At 61.9% G+C, this 14,525-nt stretch carries 12 protein-coding genes and 1 pseudogene; 10 read left to right on the top strand and 3 right to left on the bottom strand.

The features are described 5' to 3' along the window. The first annotated feature begins 124 nt into the window (after positions 1-124). From CQ007_RS06715 to CQ007_RS06705, 3 genes are read left to right on the top strand one after another with little or no spacing between them, the layout of a single operon-like run. Positions 125-655, top strand: a complete 531-nt coding sequence (locus CQ007_RS06715; protein WP_105644399.1) for a helix-turn-helix domain-containing protein — start codon at positions 125-127, stop codon at positions 653-655. Beyond that, positions 652-1,380, top strand: coding sequence for an AzlC family ABC transporter permease (locus CQ007_RS06710; protein WP_105644398.1), 729 nt, complete (start codon positions 652-654; stop codon positions 1,378-1,380). Before CQ007_RS06715 ends, CQ007_RS06710 begins: the two co-directional genes overlap by 4 nt. Further along, complete coding sequence (locus CQ007_RS06705) at positions 1,373-1,720, top strand: AzlD domain-containing protein (RefSeq protein WP_105644396.1); 348 nt, start codon at positions 1,373-1,375, stop codon at positions 1,718-1,720. The genes CQ007_RS06710 and CQ007_RS06705 overlap by 8 nt, the downstream gene beginning before the upstream one ends. A gap of 14 nt (positions 1,721-1,734) precedes the next feature. Here CQ007_RS06705 and CQ007_RS06700 read toward each other — a convergent pair whose 3' ends face one another. After that, a complete protein-coding gene (locus tag CQ007_RS06700) occupies positions 1,735-2,226 on the bottom strand; it encodes a phosphate-starvation-inducible protein PsiE (protein WP_105644394.1) in 492 nt (163 codons plus the stop codon). Between the two features lie 241 nt (positions 2,227-2,467). Between CQ007_RS06700 and CQ007_RS19350 the strand changes: the two are divergent. From CQ007_RS19350 to CQ007_RS06690, 3 genes and pseudogenes are all read left to right on the top strand, one after another. Further along, positions 2,468-3,274, top strand: a pseudogene (locus CQ007_RS19350) (cache domain-containing protein); the annotation flags it as partial. A gap of 261 nt (positions 3,275-3,535) precedes the next feature. Next, positions 3,536-4,399, top strand: coding sequence for a methyl-accepting chemotaxis protein (locus CQ007_RS19345; RefSeq protein WP_371919802.1), 864 nt, complete (start codon positions 3,536-3,538; stop codon positions 4,397-4,399). 242 nt (positions 4,400-4,641) lie between these two features. Continuing rightward, positions 4,642-5,607 (top strand): YbhN family protein, encoded by a 966-nt coding sequence (locus CQ007_RS06690; RefSeq protein ID WP_105644390.1) that lies wholly within the window; start codon positions 4,642-4,644, stop codon positions 5,605-5,607. A 114-nt stretch (positions 5,608-5,721) separates the two neighbouring features. Here the strand turns inward: CQ007_RS06690 and typA are convergent, their stop codons facing one another. Both typA and thiI read right to left on the bottom strand, forming a co-directional pair. Next, positions 5,722-7,533, bottom strand: a complete 1,812-nt coding sequence (gene typA, locus CQ007_RS06685; RefSeq protein ID WP_105644388.1) for a translational GTPase TypA — start codon at positions 7,531-7,533, stop codon at positions 5,722-5,724. Positions 7,534-7,653: 120 nt separating this feature from the next. Further along, complete coding sequence (gene thiI / locus CQ007_RS06680; protein ID WP_105644386.1) at positions 7,654-9,108, bottom strand: tRNA uracil 4-sulfurtransferase ThiI; 1,455 nt, start codon at positions 9,106-9,108, stop codon at positions 7,654-7,656. 324 nt (positions 9,109-9,432) lie between these two features. Between thiI and glnA the strand changes: the two genes are divergently transcribed. The 4 genes from glnA to ntrC all read left to right on the top strand — a co-directional run bounded on the left by glnA (position 9,433) and on the right by ntrC (position 14,379). Continuing rightward, a complete protein-coding gene (gene glnA / locus CQ007_RS06675) occupies positions 9,433-10,836 on the top strand; it encodes a glutamate--ammonia ligase (RefSeq protein ID WP_105644384.1) in 1,404 nt (467 codons plus the stop codon). Positions 10,837-10,990: 154 nt separating this feature from the next. Continuing rightward, a complete protein-coding gene (locus CQ007_RS06670; RefSeq protein WP_105644382.1) occupies positions 10,991-11,620 on the top strand; it encodes a DUF4124 domain-containing protein in 630 nt (209 codons plus the stop codon). Between the two features lie 243 nt (positions 11,621-11,863). Next, a complete protein-coding gene (gene glnL / locus CQ007_RS06665) occupies positions 11,864-12,949 on the top strand; it encodes a nitrogen regulation protein NR(II) (protein ID WP_105644380.1) in 1,086 nt (361 codons plus the stop codon). After that, positions 12,946-14,379 (top strand): nitrogen regulation protein NR(I), encoded by a 1,434-nt coding sequence (ntrC, locus tag CQ007_RS06660; RefSeq protein WP_105644378.1) that lies wholly within the window; start codon positions 12,946-12,948, stop codon positions 14,377-14,379. Before glnL ends, ntrC begins: the two co-directional genes overlap by 4 nt. Positions 14,380-14,525 lie beyond the last annotated feature (146 nt).

Raw genomic sequence — 14,525 nt, 5'->3', positions numbered from 1 at the left:
GCGGCCCGCCCGGAAGGATCGGCTGAGCCAGCCTGGATGTCTGAGAGCCACACCCAGCGCCGGATTGACAAACAATCGTTCCTTCTATAGAACGTTCGATAAATAGAACGATTGCGAGCCCGCCATGGATAAACCCAGTCTCGATGCCCTCGGCCATCACCTCCAGCGCCTGCGCCAGCGCTGCGGCCTGTCGCTGTCCCAACTCGCCGCCGACGCCGGCATCGCCAAGTCCAACCTGTCACGCCTGGAACAGGGCAATGGTAATCCCACACTGGATACCATCTGGCGCCTGGCCGCGCGTTTGCAGGTCCCTTTCGGTGACCTGATAGCGCCCTTGAACGTGGCCGTTGAAGACGGTGGCGTCCAGGTGCGGTTGATCGACCAGGGCGACGGCGATCCACGGGTCGATGCCTACTGGATGAGCTGCGCGCCGAATACGCTGCGCAAGGCTGAGCCCCACTCCGCCGGTACCTGCGAGTCGATCACCGTGCTCAGCGGGCAACTGGAAATCGGCACGCACGACGGCAGCAGACCGTTGTCGGCGGGACAGAGCCACAGCTTCGCCGCCGACCAGCCACACCAGTACCGGACAGGCGAGGCCGGTGCCACGCTGCTGGTCGTCGTCATCTATGCCAGGGAAGGGGAAACCGCATGAATTCCAGGGTTACCCTTTCCGGCGCCAGCCCATGGCTGGCGGGCATGCGCGAGGCCATTCCGCTGCTGGGAGGCTATATCCCGGTGGCCATTTCCTTCGGGCTGATCGCGGTGCAGGCCAGCTTCAGCGTCTGGGAAGCCATCCTCATCTCGGTGCTGATCTATGCCGGCGCCTCGCAGTTCCTGTTCGTTGCCATGGTGGCATCTGGAGCACCGTTGTGGCTGGTGGTACTGATGACACTGCTGATCAATGCCCGGCATATGGTCTATGGACCGAACCTGGCTCAGTGGCTGCCCGCCAGCCGCGGGTGGCCATGGTTGATGCATGGCCTGACCGACCAGATCTTCGCCCTGGCCCATAGCCGCCTGCCGCAGCTGGCACCGAGCGAGCGCCTGGGCTGGTACACCGGCGCAGCGCTGCTGGCCTGGTTCAGCTGGATCGGCGGTACCGCACTGGGGGCCGTGGCCGGTCGGGAACTGACCCAGCGCTGGCCACTGCTCGGGGAGGTCATGCCCTTCGCCCTGCCGGCGCTGTTCCTGGTGCTGCTGGCACCGCGCTTCAACTCGCGGCCCTGGGCCATTGCCCTCGGCAGCACCAGCGTCATCGCGCTGTTGCTGACCCTCAATGGCTGGCCGAACGCGGCGATCCCGCTGGCGGCGGCCAGTGGTGCATTGCTGTTCCAGGCCCTGAGCAGCACCCGGGCAGGAGGCAAGCGACATGGGTAGCGCACTGTGGATCGCCATGCTGGCGGCGGCACTGGGTACGCTGCTCATGCGTCTGCTGCCACTACTGTGGATGCAACGCCACCTGGCCCGCCAGCGCGAGGACAGTGCTGTCGAGGCCATGCCCGGCTGGCTCAGCGTGCTCGGCCCTGCGATGATCGCCGCCATGTTCGGCGTATCGCTGGTACCGACCAGTCTCACGCTGTCTTCCTGGCTGGCTACCGCCTGCGGTGTACTGCTGACCCTGCTGGTCTGGTACCGGACCCGGTCGCTGGGCTGGCCAGTGTTCGCCGGCGTGGCGATGTACGGTGCGGTGAAGCTGCTGGCCACTATCGCCGCCTGAGCGGCGCAGCGGGGTCAGTCCTCCAGGTCGTCGCGTTCGGCGCTGGCATCCTCGCGGTTCCGGGCCCGCTGTCGGGGGCCGGCGCTGACCGCCGGGAAGCGCGCCGAGGCATAGCGCACCACCAGGATTGCCAGTGCCAGCAACAGTATCGCCCCCGACACCATGACCACGCCCCACCCCGGCTGATGGTTATGCGAGATATCGGAAATCAGCAGCCGGGTCAGTGCCGTGATCGCTACATAGATCATGAAGCGGATCGGCATATGGTTGGTCTTGAAATAGATACCGACCATCGCCGCCAGTTCCAGATAGATGAACAGCAGCAGAATGTCATCGACCGTGATCTGCCCCTTCTCGAGCATGCCGACAAAGGCCATCACCCCGCCCCAGGCCGTCACCACCCCGATGGCGAACAGCGCCAGGTAATGAAAGGCCTCCATCAGCAGGTTGCCCAACGAATCGGCCAACCCGTGCATGCTGTCACGCGTGCGCTTGATCTTGTTCATAGCCCCCTCCCCCGCGTCAGGCCGCGCCATGGAGTCACATGCCGCTCCCCCATGTCGCACACGGCCTCGACAGCTCAATGGATCAACACCCCGCGGTACGTTGCAGGCTGGCCTGCGCGCTGTCAATCCCCGGCTACCAGCCAAGCTGGTGTCCGGCAATGCCAGCTGTCGATATCAGTAAAGCCCAGCTGTTTTCTGCCGATACCCTGATGTGATCCCGATAACTGTCAAGGAACCGAATATGTCCTCCACCCGCTCTGCCTCTCTGGGATTCGGTGTCCGGCTGACGCTGATGATCGTCGGTCTGGTGCTGGCTGCGGTGCTGACAGTGACCAGCCTGGTATTCGTTTCCTACCGTGAGTCCTTTACCCGCGCCACGCTGGATGAATTGCAGGCGACCAGTGAGCTGAACGCCGCCTCCTTCGTCGATTGGGCGCTGGCGCGACAGGATGAGATGCGCTACCTGGCCAGCCTGGATGCGGCCCGCGATCTCGATGAGCGGCAACTGGAACATCTGCTCGAACGCATCGCCAGTGCCCAGGGCCACTACGATACGATCTTTTTCGTCGCTCCCAATGGCCGGGGCGTGGTCGGGGTGAGCTATGACGGACGTGCACAGGTCCTGAGCGCCGAAGAGGCCGAGGCCTTCGATGTGGCTGACCGCGACTGGTTCCGCGAGGCGATCAACGGTAACGACAGTTTTTCCCAGCCGGTCATCTCCCGGGCCACCGGCAACCGCGTCAGCACCGTGGCCATCCCGGTACGACGCGGCCAGCAGGTCGTCGGCGTGATACGCGGGGCAGTGAGGGTAGACACCATTCTCGACCGGGTCAGCGAACTGGCCCGTGCCGACGGGTCGGAGATCTTTCTGCTGGATGGTACCGGTGCGCCGGTCACCCCGGCGGCATCCCTGCGCAGCATGGAGCATCCGGTCAACAGCGAGGCCGGGCGCGCGATCGCCTCCGGGCGTAGCGGTGTGGGATTGTATGACAATGCCGCCGGGGTCAAGGTGGTCGGCAGCTACAGCTTCATTCCGCTGCTGGGCTGGGGGCTGGTGCTGGAGACCCAGCGGGCCGTGGCCCTGGCCGAAATCGATTCGATCTTCTGGACCCTGGTGCTGGTGACCCTAGTGATAATCGTCATCGCGGTGTTCGCCTGCCTGCTACTGGTGCGCTCGGTGGTACGTACGCTGGGCGGTGACCCGGAATATGCGGCAACTATCGTGCATCAGGTCGCCCAGGGTGATCTGACCGCGCATATCCAATTGAAGGCGGGCGACAGCACCAGTCTGCTGGCTTCCATCCATACCATGCAGGACAGCCTGCGGACCATGCTCGGCGAGGTCAGCCAGTACTCCGAACAGGTGGCGGCAGCCGCCACCGAGCTGGCTCAGGTCAATGAAGGGACCGAAGCCGGCATGCAGCACCAGACTACCCAGATCACCAGCGCGGCGGCGGCGATGAACGAGATGACCGCTACCGTCGAGGAAGTGGCGCGCAATACCTTGCGCGCCGCCGACAGCGCTCGCCAGGCGACCAATGATGCCAATCAGGGGCGCAGCGTGGTGGCAGACACGGTGGGTGCGATCAACCATCTGGCCAATGATATCGACAATGCCGTCGGCGTGGTCAGCGAGCTCAAGGGTGACAGTGACCGGATCGGCTCGGTATTGCAGGTGATCGAGAACATCGCCGAGCAGACCAACCTGCTGGCCCTGAATGCGGCCATCGAGGCGGCGCGGGCCGGCGAAAGCGGCCGGGGCTTTGCCGTAGTGGCGGACGAGGTGCGCTCCCTGGCCAGCCGCACCAAGGATTCGACCACCGAGATTCAGGCGACCATCGAGAAATTGCAGAGTGGTGCGGTGCGCGCCGAGAAGGTCATGCATGGCAGTCGCGAAAATGCACAGAATACCGTGGAGCGTATCGGCGAGACCGGCGAGTCGCTGGAGCGCATCGCCCACGGCGTACTGCTGATCGACGAGATGATGCAGCAGATCGCCAGCGCCGCCGAAGAGCAGAGCGCCACCGCCCGCGAGATCAACCAGAACATCCACGGTATCAATGATGTGGCGGAGCAGACCAGCCGCAGCGTGGGGCAATCGACCCAGGCCAGCGAATCGCTGGCGCAACTGGCCGAACAGCTGCGCTCACTGGTGCAGCAGTTCCGCGTATAAGGGCCACGGGGCTGGACCCTGTCCTGCGGAGCGCCCCCTACGGAAGCAGCACCGGTGCCAGGCGGCAGTCCCGGGATGCTGCTCCATTATCAGCGTAAAAGTCGGTTACAAGGGTCAGTAGGACTCAGAGGACTTCGAAGCGGTACAATGATCGCGCTCGATCAATACCCGGCTCATATACCTCGATATTATTGTGTTGCCTCAGCCCGATGGAGACTGTCGCTTCCCCAAAGGAAACCAGAATGCGCTTAACCAAAGATCATCTTTGGCCGCTGGTTGGTCTGATAGCTGTCATTTTCTCAATCTGGCTGCTGTATCACCAACTCCGTGATATCTCCATGGACGATGTACTGTTCAGCCTGCATGCCATTACGGTATCGCATTGGATTCTGGCGTTTTTCTGTACGGTGCTGGCCTTCACTGCGTTGACTGGCTACGATTCGTTGGCACTACGTCATCTCCATAAGCGCCTGCCTTTCCCTTTCGTTTTCGCCTGTTCCTTCACAACCTATTCGGTGGCGCACAATGTTGGCGCGTCCGTGCTGTCCGGCGCCATCATTCGTTATCGCGCCTATACCTCCAAAGGGCTGGAGGGTATCGAGGTAGGAGTACTGATCGCCTTATGCTCCATCACCTTTGCGCTGGCCTGCATCTTTTTGGGCGGTATCTCCCTGATGCTGAATCCCCAGCTACCGAGTTATTTCATATCCGATTTCCCGATCTGGGGCGGATATACGCTGGGAGCCTGCTTGCTGGCGATCATCACGCTGTATGTGTTTGGCAGCCTGCGCCAACTGAAACCGCTGCACATCCGCCGTTTCAAGGTTGAGTATCCACGACCCTCGATCGTGCTGGCCCAGTTGGTGATTGGCCCGCTGGAAGTGCTGGCGGCCGCCGGAATCATCTATTTTGCACTACCCGCCGAAAGCAACCCCGGCTACCTGATCGTGCTGGGCATTTTTGTAGCCTCTTTTTCCGCAGCCATGCTGTCCCATGCACCGGGTGGTCTCGGCGTGCTGGAAGTGCTGTTTTTCCTGGCACTGCCGAACATGGAGCCGGCAGACCTACTGGCAGCCCTGTTGGTATTCCGGTTTCTTTACCTGTTGATCCCGTTTGCCATATCGCTGGTATTGGTGCTGATGTTCGAGCGCTCACAATTGCTCGAACGCTTGAGAAAGGCGCGCCAGTTCATTCAGCCAGGTCATTGACCCCGTACTCTTCTCGAGCATCCATATAACGCTGGCATGGGAACTACCGGAAATCAAAAGCCCCCGAGGCGCTAACCATCGGGGGCTTTTTCAACACTGCTGCGGTGGACTCGATCAGCCCTTGGATGCCCGCTTGCGCTGGTTCTCGTCGAGAATCTTCTTGCGCAGACGGATCGACTTGGGCGTCACTTCAACCAGCTCATCATCGTCGATGAATTCCAGCGCCTGCTCCAGGGTGAACTTGATCGGCGGTACCAGGGCGATGACTTCATCCTTGCCAGAGGCACGCATGTTGTCGAGCTTCTTGCCCTTGGTGGGGTTGATCACCAGGTCGTTGTCGCGGCTGTGGATGCCGGCCAGCTGACCTTCGTAGATCTCCTGACCAGGCTCGAGGAACAGCTTGCCGCGGCTCTGCAGGGTTTCCAGCGAGTAGGTCAGCGCCTTGCCGGTGGCCATGGACACCAGTACACCGTTCTGACGGTGGCCTACGTCACCGCCTTTGATCGGTCCGTAGTGACTGAAGGTCGAGGTCAGGATACCGGTACCCGAGGTCATGGTCAGGAAGTTGTTGCGGAAGCCGATCAGGCCACGCGCCGGAATGGTGTATTCCAGGCGGATGCGGCCCTTGCCGTCCGGCGCCATGTTGGTCAGATCGCCCTTGCGCAGGCCCATCTGTTCCATCAGCGCACCCTGGTGCTGCTCTTCGATGTCGATGATGACGTTCTCGTAGGGCTCCTGCTTCTCGCCATCGACTTCCCTGATCACCACTTCCGGGCGGCCCACGGCCAGCTCGAAGCCTTCGCGGCGCATGGTTTCGATCAGTACCGACAGGTGCAGCTCACCACGACCGGAGACCTTGAACTTGTCCGCCGAGTCGCCTTCTTCGACACGCAGGGCGACGTTGTGCAGCAGTTCCTTCTCCAGACGTTCCTTGATGTTGCGGCTGGTGACGAACTTGCCTTCCTTGCCGGCGAACGGCGAGTCGTTGACCTGGAAGGTCATGGACACGGTGGGCTCGTCGACGGTCAGCGGCGGCAGCGCCTCGACGTTGTTCATGTCGCACAGGGTATCGGAGATGTACAGCTCGTCCATGCCGCTGACGCAGACGATATCACCGGCCTGGGCCTCGGCGACTTCGACACGCTGCAGGCCGGAGTGGCCCATGATCTTGAGAACACGGCCCTGGCGCTTCTTGCCATCGGCGCCGATGGCGATCACCGGGGTATTGGTCTTGACCTTGCCCCGGGCGATGCGGCCGACACCGATCACACCCAGGAAGCTGTTGTAGTCCAGCTGGGAAATCTGCATCTGGAACGGGCCGTCCAGATCGACGTTGGGCGCCGGCACGTGGTCGACGATGGCCTGGAACAGCGCATCCATGTTGTCTTCCAGGTTTTCGTGGTCCAGACCGGACAGACCATTCAGGGCGCTGGCGTAGACGATCGGGAAGTCCAGCTGCTCCTCGGTGGCACCAAGGTTGTCGAACAGGTCGAAGATCTGGTCCACCACCCAGTCAGGGCGTGCGCCGGGGCGGTCGATCTTGTTGACCACCACGATCGGGTTGAGGCCGGCCTGGAACGCCTTCTGGGTCACGAAGCGGGTCTGCGGCATGGGGCCGTCGATGGAGTCGACTACCAGCAGTACGCAGTCGACCATGCTCATGACGCGCTCGACTTCACCGCCGAAGTCGGCGTGACCGGGGGTGTCGACGATATTGATGTCGTAGTCCTTCCACTTCAGCGCGGTGTTCTTCGCCAGGATGGTGATACCACGTTCCTTTTCCTGGTCGTTGCTGTCCATGACCCGCTCGTTCTCGAGCTCCTTGCGATCCAATGTACCGGACAGACGCAGCAGCTTGTCGACCAGCGTGGTCTTGCCGTGGTCAACGTGGGCAATGATGGCGATATTACGGAGATTCTCGATCACGGGGGGCATCCTGGATTGCGCAGCGACAGGCGTACCTGTCTAAAAAAGAGGCAGGCATTATACAGACACTGAGATGACAGTGTATGTTTTTTGTACGAAATGGCGCGACCGCCGACTGATTCAGCTTCTGGGCAGTCGCAAAACCCTGACATTGTCATGCCCGCGATCCAGCAGATACTGGGCATGCAACTGGCTCATTACACCCTTTTCGCAGTAAAGAAGATAGGCACGAGCGTCATCCAGCTCGGCGAAGCGACTGTTCAACTGGTAGAAGGGCACCTTGAGTACTTCTATCCCCTCCAGCACCAGCGGGTTGGCTTCCTCTTCATCCGGATGGCGGATATCCAGCACCACCTGGCCGGCCAGCGCCTGCTCTACCGTCTCGACTTGCGAGCCTTCCATGTCCAGCTCCAGATCGCAGCAATCGGTGGAGGTGGCCTGCTCGATGGCCTCGTCCAGTACGCTGAAATCGAAGCCGGCCTCGGCGGCGGCGACCTTCCGGGCGTTGGTGTGGATGTCCGGACTCACCGAAATCACCCCGCAGTACTCCGGCATGCTGCTGGAGAAGGCCTCGGTGCCGATGCGCCGGGCGGTGCGGATGATCTCGGTCTTGCTGGTGGTGATCAGCGGGCGCAGCACCAGCATGTCGCTGACCTGGTCGATGGCCGCCAGGTTCGGCAGCGTCTGGCTGGAAACCTGGGCGATGGCCTCGCCGGTGACCAGTGCCTGGAACCCGCGACGCGCGGCGATACGGTTGGCGGCACGCAGCATCATGCGCTTGAGCACCACGCCCATCTGGCTGTTGTCGACGTTCTGCAGGATCTCCGCAACCACGCCCTCAAATGGAACACTGATGAACCGCAGACGGTGACTGGCCGCATAACGCTCCCACAAATAGTGCGCGACCTGGCGCACACCCAGCTCATGGGCACGCCCACCGAGGTTGAAGAACACGAAGTGCGGCAGGATACCGCGCTGCAGCATCTGGTAGCTGGCGACGGTAGAGTCGAAACCGCCGGACATCAGGCTCAGTACCGGCTCCATGGTCCCTAACGGGAAGCCACCGAGCCCCTCATGCCGGGCCTGGATCAGGAATACGCGCTGCTGGCGGATCTCCAGTTGCACCTGTACTTCCGGGTCCGTCAGTGATACCCCGGCGGCACCGGTCTGCTCCATCAGGCGGGAGCCGATCTGGCGATTCACGTCGGTAGAGGAAAACGGGTGTTTGCCTATCCGCTTGCAACGCACGGCAAAGGTGCGGCCGCGCAGTTGCTCGGCAAAGCGCTCGAGGCACAGCTCGGCCAGTTCATCCAGGCTGCCCAGGGGATACTCGCGCACCTCGTGGATGTGATTGATGCCGGGTGTGTTGCAAAGCCGCTCGATGACCCTCGCCTGCAGCGCCGGATCATCTCCAGTGACCACTTCGAGGCTGTCCCAGTTGCCGTTGATGCGCAGCTCCGGATCAATCGGCTTCAGCAGCACCTTGAGATTCTTGCGTAGCTGGCTGACAAAGCGCTTGCGCACCTGCGGCGATTTGATGGTGATCTCGGCGAAGAACTTGATAATCAGTTTCATAGGAACAATTCAGCGGTCGGCGGGGCGAAAGCGGCGCATTATACCTGCGCTGGCCGGCAACTGCCCGGATTACCGACAAGCGCTTCAATATGGTGCACAACAGCTGTTCCACGCACCCATTAAGTGCGCGATAATGGGCGCCATTCCCTACGGTGGTCGCTCGACTTCGGTGCAACAAGGGGTTTCAGCGGCTTGGCGATAATGGCACACCTTTTGCTCGTTATTGTTCGGACGAATGAACCGGCGGAACGTATCGAGCTCCGCATGAACATAGTAGATAGCGCCAGGCCATCACCTGGACCATGATTTCTTCTGGAGAACAGCATGTCGAAAGCGATTCAACTGATCAATGAATTTGACGTGAAGTGGGTTGACCTGCGCTTCACCGACACCAAGGGCAAGCAGCAGCATGTGACCATGCCCGCCCGCGATGTCAACGAGGACTTCTTCGAAGAAGGCAAGATGTTCGATGGCTCCTCCATCGCCGGCTGGAAGGGCATTGAAGCTTCCGACATGATTCTCATGCCTGATGACAACACCGCCGTGCTCGACCCCTTCACCGAAGAGCCGACCCTGATCCTGGTCTGCGACATCATCGAGCCTTCCACCATGCAGCGCTACGAGCGCGACCCGCGCAGCATCGCCCGGCTGGCCGAGGAGTACCTGAAATCCACCGGCATCGGCGACACCGCGTTCTTCGGCCCGGAGCCGGAGTTCTTCGTGTTTGACGAAGTGAAGTTCAAGTCCGACATCTCCGGCTCGATGTTCAAGATCTATTCCGAGCAGGCCTCGTGGAACACCGACTCGTCCTTCGAGACCGGTAACAAGGGTCACCGTCCGGGTGTCAAGGGTGGTTACTTCCCGGTGCCGCCGGTCGACCACGACCACGAAATCCGTACCGCCATGTGTAACGCACTGGAGGAGATGGGTCAGGTCGTGGAAGTCCACCACCACGAAGTGGCTACCGCTGGCCAGAACGAGATCGGCGTGCAGTTCAACACCCTGGTAGCCAAGGCTGACGAGGTGCAGAACCTGAAGTACGTCGTGCACAACGTTGCCGATGCCTACGGCAAGACCGCTACCTTCATGCCCAAGCCGCTGTACGGCGACAATGGCTCCGGCATGCACGTGCACATGTCGATCAGCAAGGATGGCAAGAACACCTTCTCCGGTGAAGGCTATGCCGGCCTGTCCGATACCGCCCTGTATTTCATCGGCGGCATCATCAAGCACGGCAAGGCGCTGAATGCCTTTACCAACCCGTCGACCAACTCCTACAAGCGTCTGGTACCCGGTTTTGAAGCACCGGTGATGCTGGCCTACTCGGCCCGCAACCGCTCCGCCTCGATCCGCATCCCCTACGTCAACAGCCCGAAAGCCCGCCGCATCGAGGCGCGCTTCCCGGACCCGGCTGCCAACCCCTACCTGGCCTTTGCCGCCCTGCTGATGGCCGGCCTGGACGGTATCCAGAACAAGATCCACCCTGGCGATGCTGCTGACAAGAACCTGTATGACCTGCCGCCGGAAGAGGCCAAGGAAATCCCACAGGTGTGCGGTAGCCTGAAAGAAGCGCTGGAATCACTGGATGCTGACCGCTCCTTCCTGACCAAGGGCGGCGTGTTTACCGACACCTTCATCGATGCCTTCATCGAGCTGAAAGCTGCCGAGGAGATCAAGGTACGTACCTTCGTCCACCCGCTGGAATACGACCTGTACTACAGCGTCTGATCCTGGCTGCGGTATGAGCAAAGGCGCCCCCAGGGGCGCCTTTGTCTTTTCTGCGGCCTAGCCAAGCGAACCCTGTCGCACTCTGCACTCCCTGTCACTTGCCACAACAGCGATTGAGTGCAACGCTTAGGCAATCTTCGAAGGAGTGAATATCATGTTCCGGTTACCACTGCCCGCGCTGTGCGCGTTGCTGTTGCTGGCCAGCCCCGCTGGGGCGCAGATCTATTCCTGGACCGACGCGCAAGGCAACCGCGTCTACTCCGATCAACCCAGGGAAGGCGCCAGCACCATAGAACTGGGACCGACCAATGTGGTGGCGCCGCCACCCGCCTCTGCCCCGGCCAGCAGCAGTCGCGGCAATGATGCACAGGTACGTGAAAACTTCTATCGCCAGTTGAGCATCACCAGCCCGGCACATGACAGCGCCATCCGCAGCAACGAGGGCGACCTGACCCTGACCATCGCCACCGACCCGCCGCTCAGCGGCAGCCATCTGTTGAAAGTGGCCATCGACGGCGCACTGAACCCGACCGGCGTGCCCGGCAATGGCGCAGCCACCCAGCAGCTGACCGTGCACAACATCGACCGCGGCAGCCATGAGATTGCGGTAGTGGTGGTCAATGCACGGGGCGAGGAACTGCAACGCAGCGCGCCGATCACCGTGCACCTGCAACGCACCTCCCTCAACCAGCCAGGCCGCGGTGGCGCCAATCAAGCACCCAAGGCCCCCGCCGCGCCGCGCGCGCCGAATGTTCCGCGCCCGGGAGCGGGCACGGGTAACTGACTGCAGCATGGCATGCGCACCATTTTGGTGCACATGCACTCTTTTCGTGCCATAGTATTTTGCATATCGATCCGCTCCGCTGACGATTGGACCAAACAGCACCGTGCGGGACCACCGCCGCTGCTGGCTGAGCAGTGCCAATGCCATGGTTGCACCAACCCGTCTGGCAATCTGTAGCGATCTGGTGCGCTTCTTGCAACTGCTCCGTTATCACCGTCGCTTCCATGCCGTGGATAAATGCCTATGCTGCCTGAGCAATTCCTGCGCCAGATATTGGACAACCTGACCACCGCGGTGCTGTTGCTGGACAGCGCACTGCGGGTCAACTACATGAACCCGGCAGCCGAGATGCTGCTGGAAGTCAGCGGCCAACGGGTCAATGGTCAGCATGTCACCAGTCTGTTCAGTGATTCGGTGGGGTCGTTGCAATCGCTGCGCAATACCGTCAGCACCGGCCACCCCTTCACCAAGCGCGAAGCGCAGTTGCAACTGGGCAACGGCCAGTGCCTGATGGCGGATTATTCGGTCACCCCGGTCAACGCCCTGGAGCGCAACTGGATACTGCTGGAAATCCTGCCCCGCGACCGCCTGCTGCGCATCACCAAGGAGGAGGCGCAGCTATCCAAGCAGGAAGTCACCCGGGTCCTGGTACGCGGGCTGGCCCATGAGATCAAGAACCCACTGGGGGGGATTCGCGGGGCGGCGCAGTTGCTGGCACGCGAGCTACCCGAAGCGGCGCTGCACGACTATACCGACGTGATCATCCAGGAGGTCGACCGCCTGAGCAATCTGGTCGACCGCATGCTCGGCCCCTATCAGCCGCCCACACTGTCGCGTATCAACATCCATGAAATCACCGAGCACGTCTGCAGCCTGGTGCAGGCCGAGGCCCACGGCCAGTTGCAGATCCAGCGCGACTACGACCCCAGCATTCCGGATCTGATGGGGGATCGCGAACAGCTGATCCAGGCGCTACTCAATATCATGCGCAATGCGATGCAGGCGATCCTTTCCGAGCGCAACGCCAGCGATGGCTCGATCACCCTGCGCACCCGCACGCTGCGCCAGTTCACCATCGGCGCCCGCCGCCACCGCCTGGTCTGCCGCCTGGAGATCATCGACAACGGCCCCGGGATCGCCCCGGGGATCGTCGACAGCATCTTCTATCCGATGGTCAGCGGGCGTGCCGATGGCACCGGGCTCGGCCTGTCGATCACCCAGAACATCATTACCCGGCACCATGGCCTGATCGAGTGTGAGAGCGTGCCGGGCTGCACCACCTTCACCTTGTTTCTGCCGCTGCCAACCACCTCCGGGGAGGAAGAATGAGCCAAACCGCCAATGTCTGGATCGTGGATGACGACCGCTCCATCCGCTGGGTACTGGAAAAAGCCCTGCAACAGGACGGCATGCAACCGGTGTGCTTCGACAACGCCGACAGCGCCCTGGCCCGACTGCGTCGTCAGCAGCGCCCGGACGTGCTGATCAGCGACATCCGCATGCCCGGCACCAGCGGGCTGGAGCTGCTATCGAACATCCGCGAGCTGCAGCCGAAGCTGCCGGTGATCATCATGACCGCGCACTCCGACCTGGACAGCGCGGTGGCCTCCTACCAGGGTGGTGCCTTCGAGTACCTGCCCAAACCCTTCGACGTCGACGAGGCGGTGGCGCTGGTGCGTCGCGCCCTGGCCCATACCCACGAGCAGGAAGCCGACGAGCCGGGCAACGGGCTGGCACACACACCGGAGATCATCGGCGAGGCGCCAGCGATGCAGGAGGTATTCCGCGCCATCGGCCGCTTGTCGCATTCCAATATCACCGTGCTGATCAATGGGGAATCGGGAACCGGCAAGGAACTGGTAGCCCAGGCCCTGCACCGGCACAGTCCGCGGGCACGCAGCCCGTTCATTGCGCTGAACATGGCCGCCATCCCCCGCGAGCTGATGGAATCGGAGCTGTTCGGCCATGAGAAAGGCGCCTTCACCGGCGCCGCCGTGCAGCGCCGCGGTCGTTTCGAGCAGGCCGACGGCGGCACCCTGTTCCTCGACGAGATCGGCGACATGCCTGCCGAAACCCAGACCCGGCTACTGCGGGTACTGGCCGACGGCGAATTCTACCGGGTCGGTGGCCATGCCCCGATCAAGGTCGACGTGCGTATCATCGCCGCCACCCACCAGGACCTGGAGGCGCTGGTGCAGGCGGGCAAGTTCCGCGAGGATCTGTTCCACCGCCTCAACGTCATCCGCATTCATATCCCCAAGCTGGCTGAACGTCGGGAGGACATCCCAGTCCTGGCGCAGCATTTTCTCGCCCGTGCCGCACGGGAGCTGGCGGTGGAGCCCAAGGTGCTCAAACCGCAGACCCAGCAATACCTCAGCGCCCTGCCCTGGCCTGGCAACGTGCGCCAGCTGGAGAACACCTGCCGCTGGATCACAGTGATGGCTTCCAGTCGCGAGGTGCTGACCGAGGACCTGCCGCCGGAGCTGCTCAGTCAGCACCAGCCTGGTGCAGGCGATGGCGATTGGGAGCAACAACTGCGCAATTGGGCCGACCAGCAACTGACCCGCGGCGTCACCCAGCTGCTGGATCAGGCAGTGCCGGCGTTCGAGCGCGTGATGATCGAAACCGCCCTCAAGCACAGCGCTGGCAGACGCCGGGATGCCGCGCAGTTGCTGGGCTGGGGCCGTAATACCCTGACCCGCAAGATCAAGGAACTGGGGCTGAATGTCGAGGCCTCGGACGAGGATGAAACCGAATGATCATGCCGTTGCCATAAAAATGGCATGGTTACTGCTTAGTCTGTAGTGGGTGTATTTGGGGTGACTTCGGTTCAGGCAGGCTGGAGTCGCCTTTTTTTATAGCCCTTTCCCGACTATTTTCATGCGGCCCTCCCGGTTACACTCCC

The sequence above is a fragment of the Pseudomonas sp. MYb185 genome (assembly GCF_002979975.1).
Taxonomy (GTDB): domain Bacteria; phylum Pseudomonadota; class Gammaproteobacteria; order Pseudomonadales; family Pseudomonadaceae; genus Halopseudomonas.
Note: the sequence above shows the minus strand (reverse complement) of the source record. Positions and strands in the feature narration are given on the sequence as shown.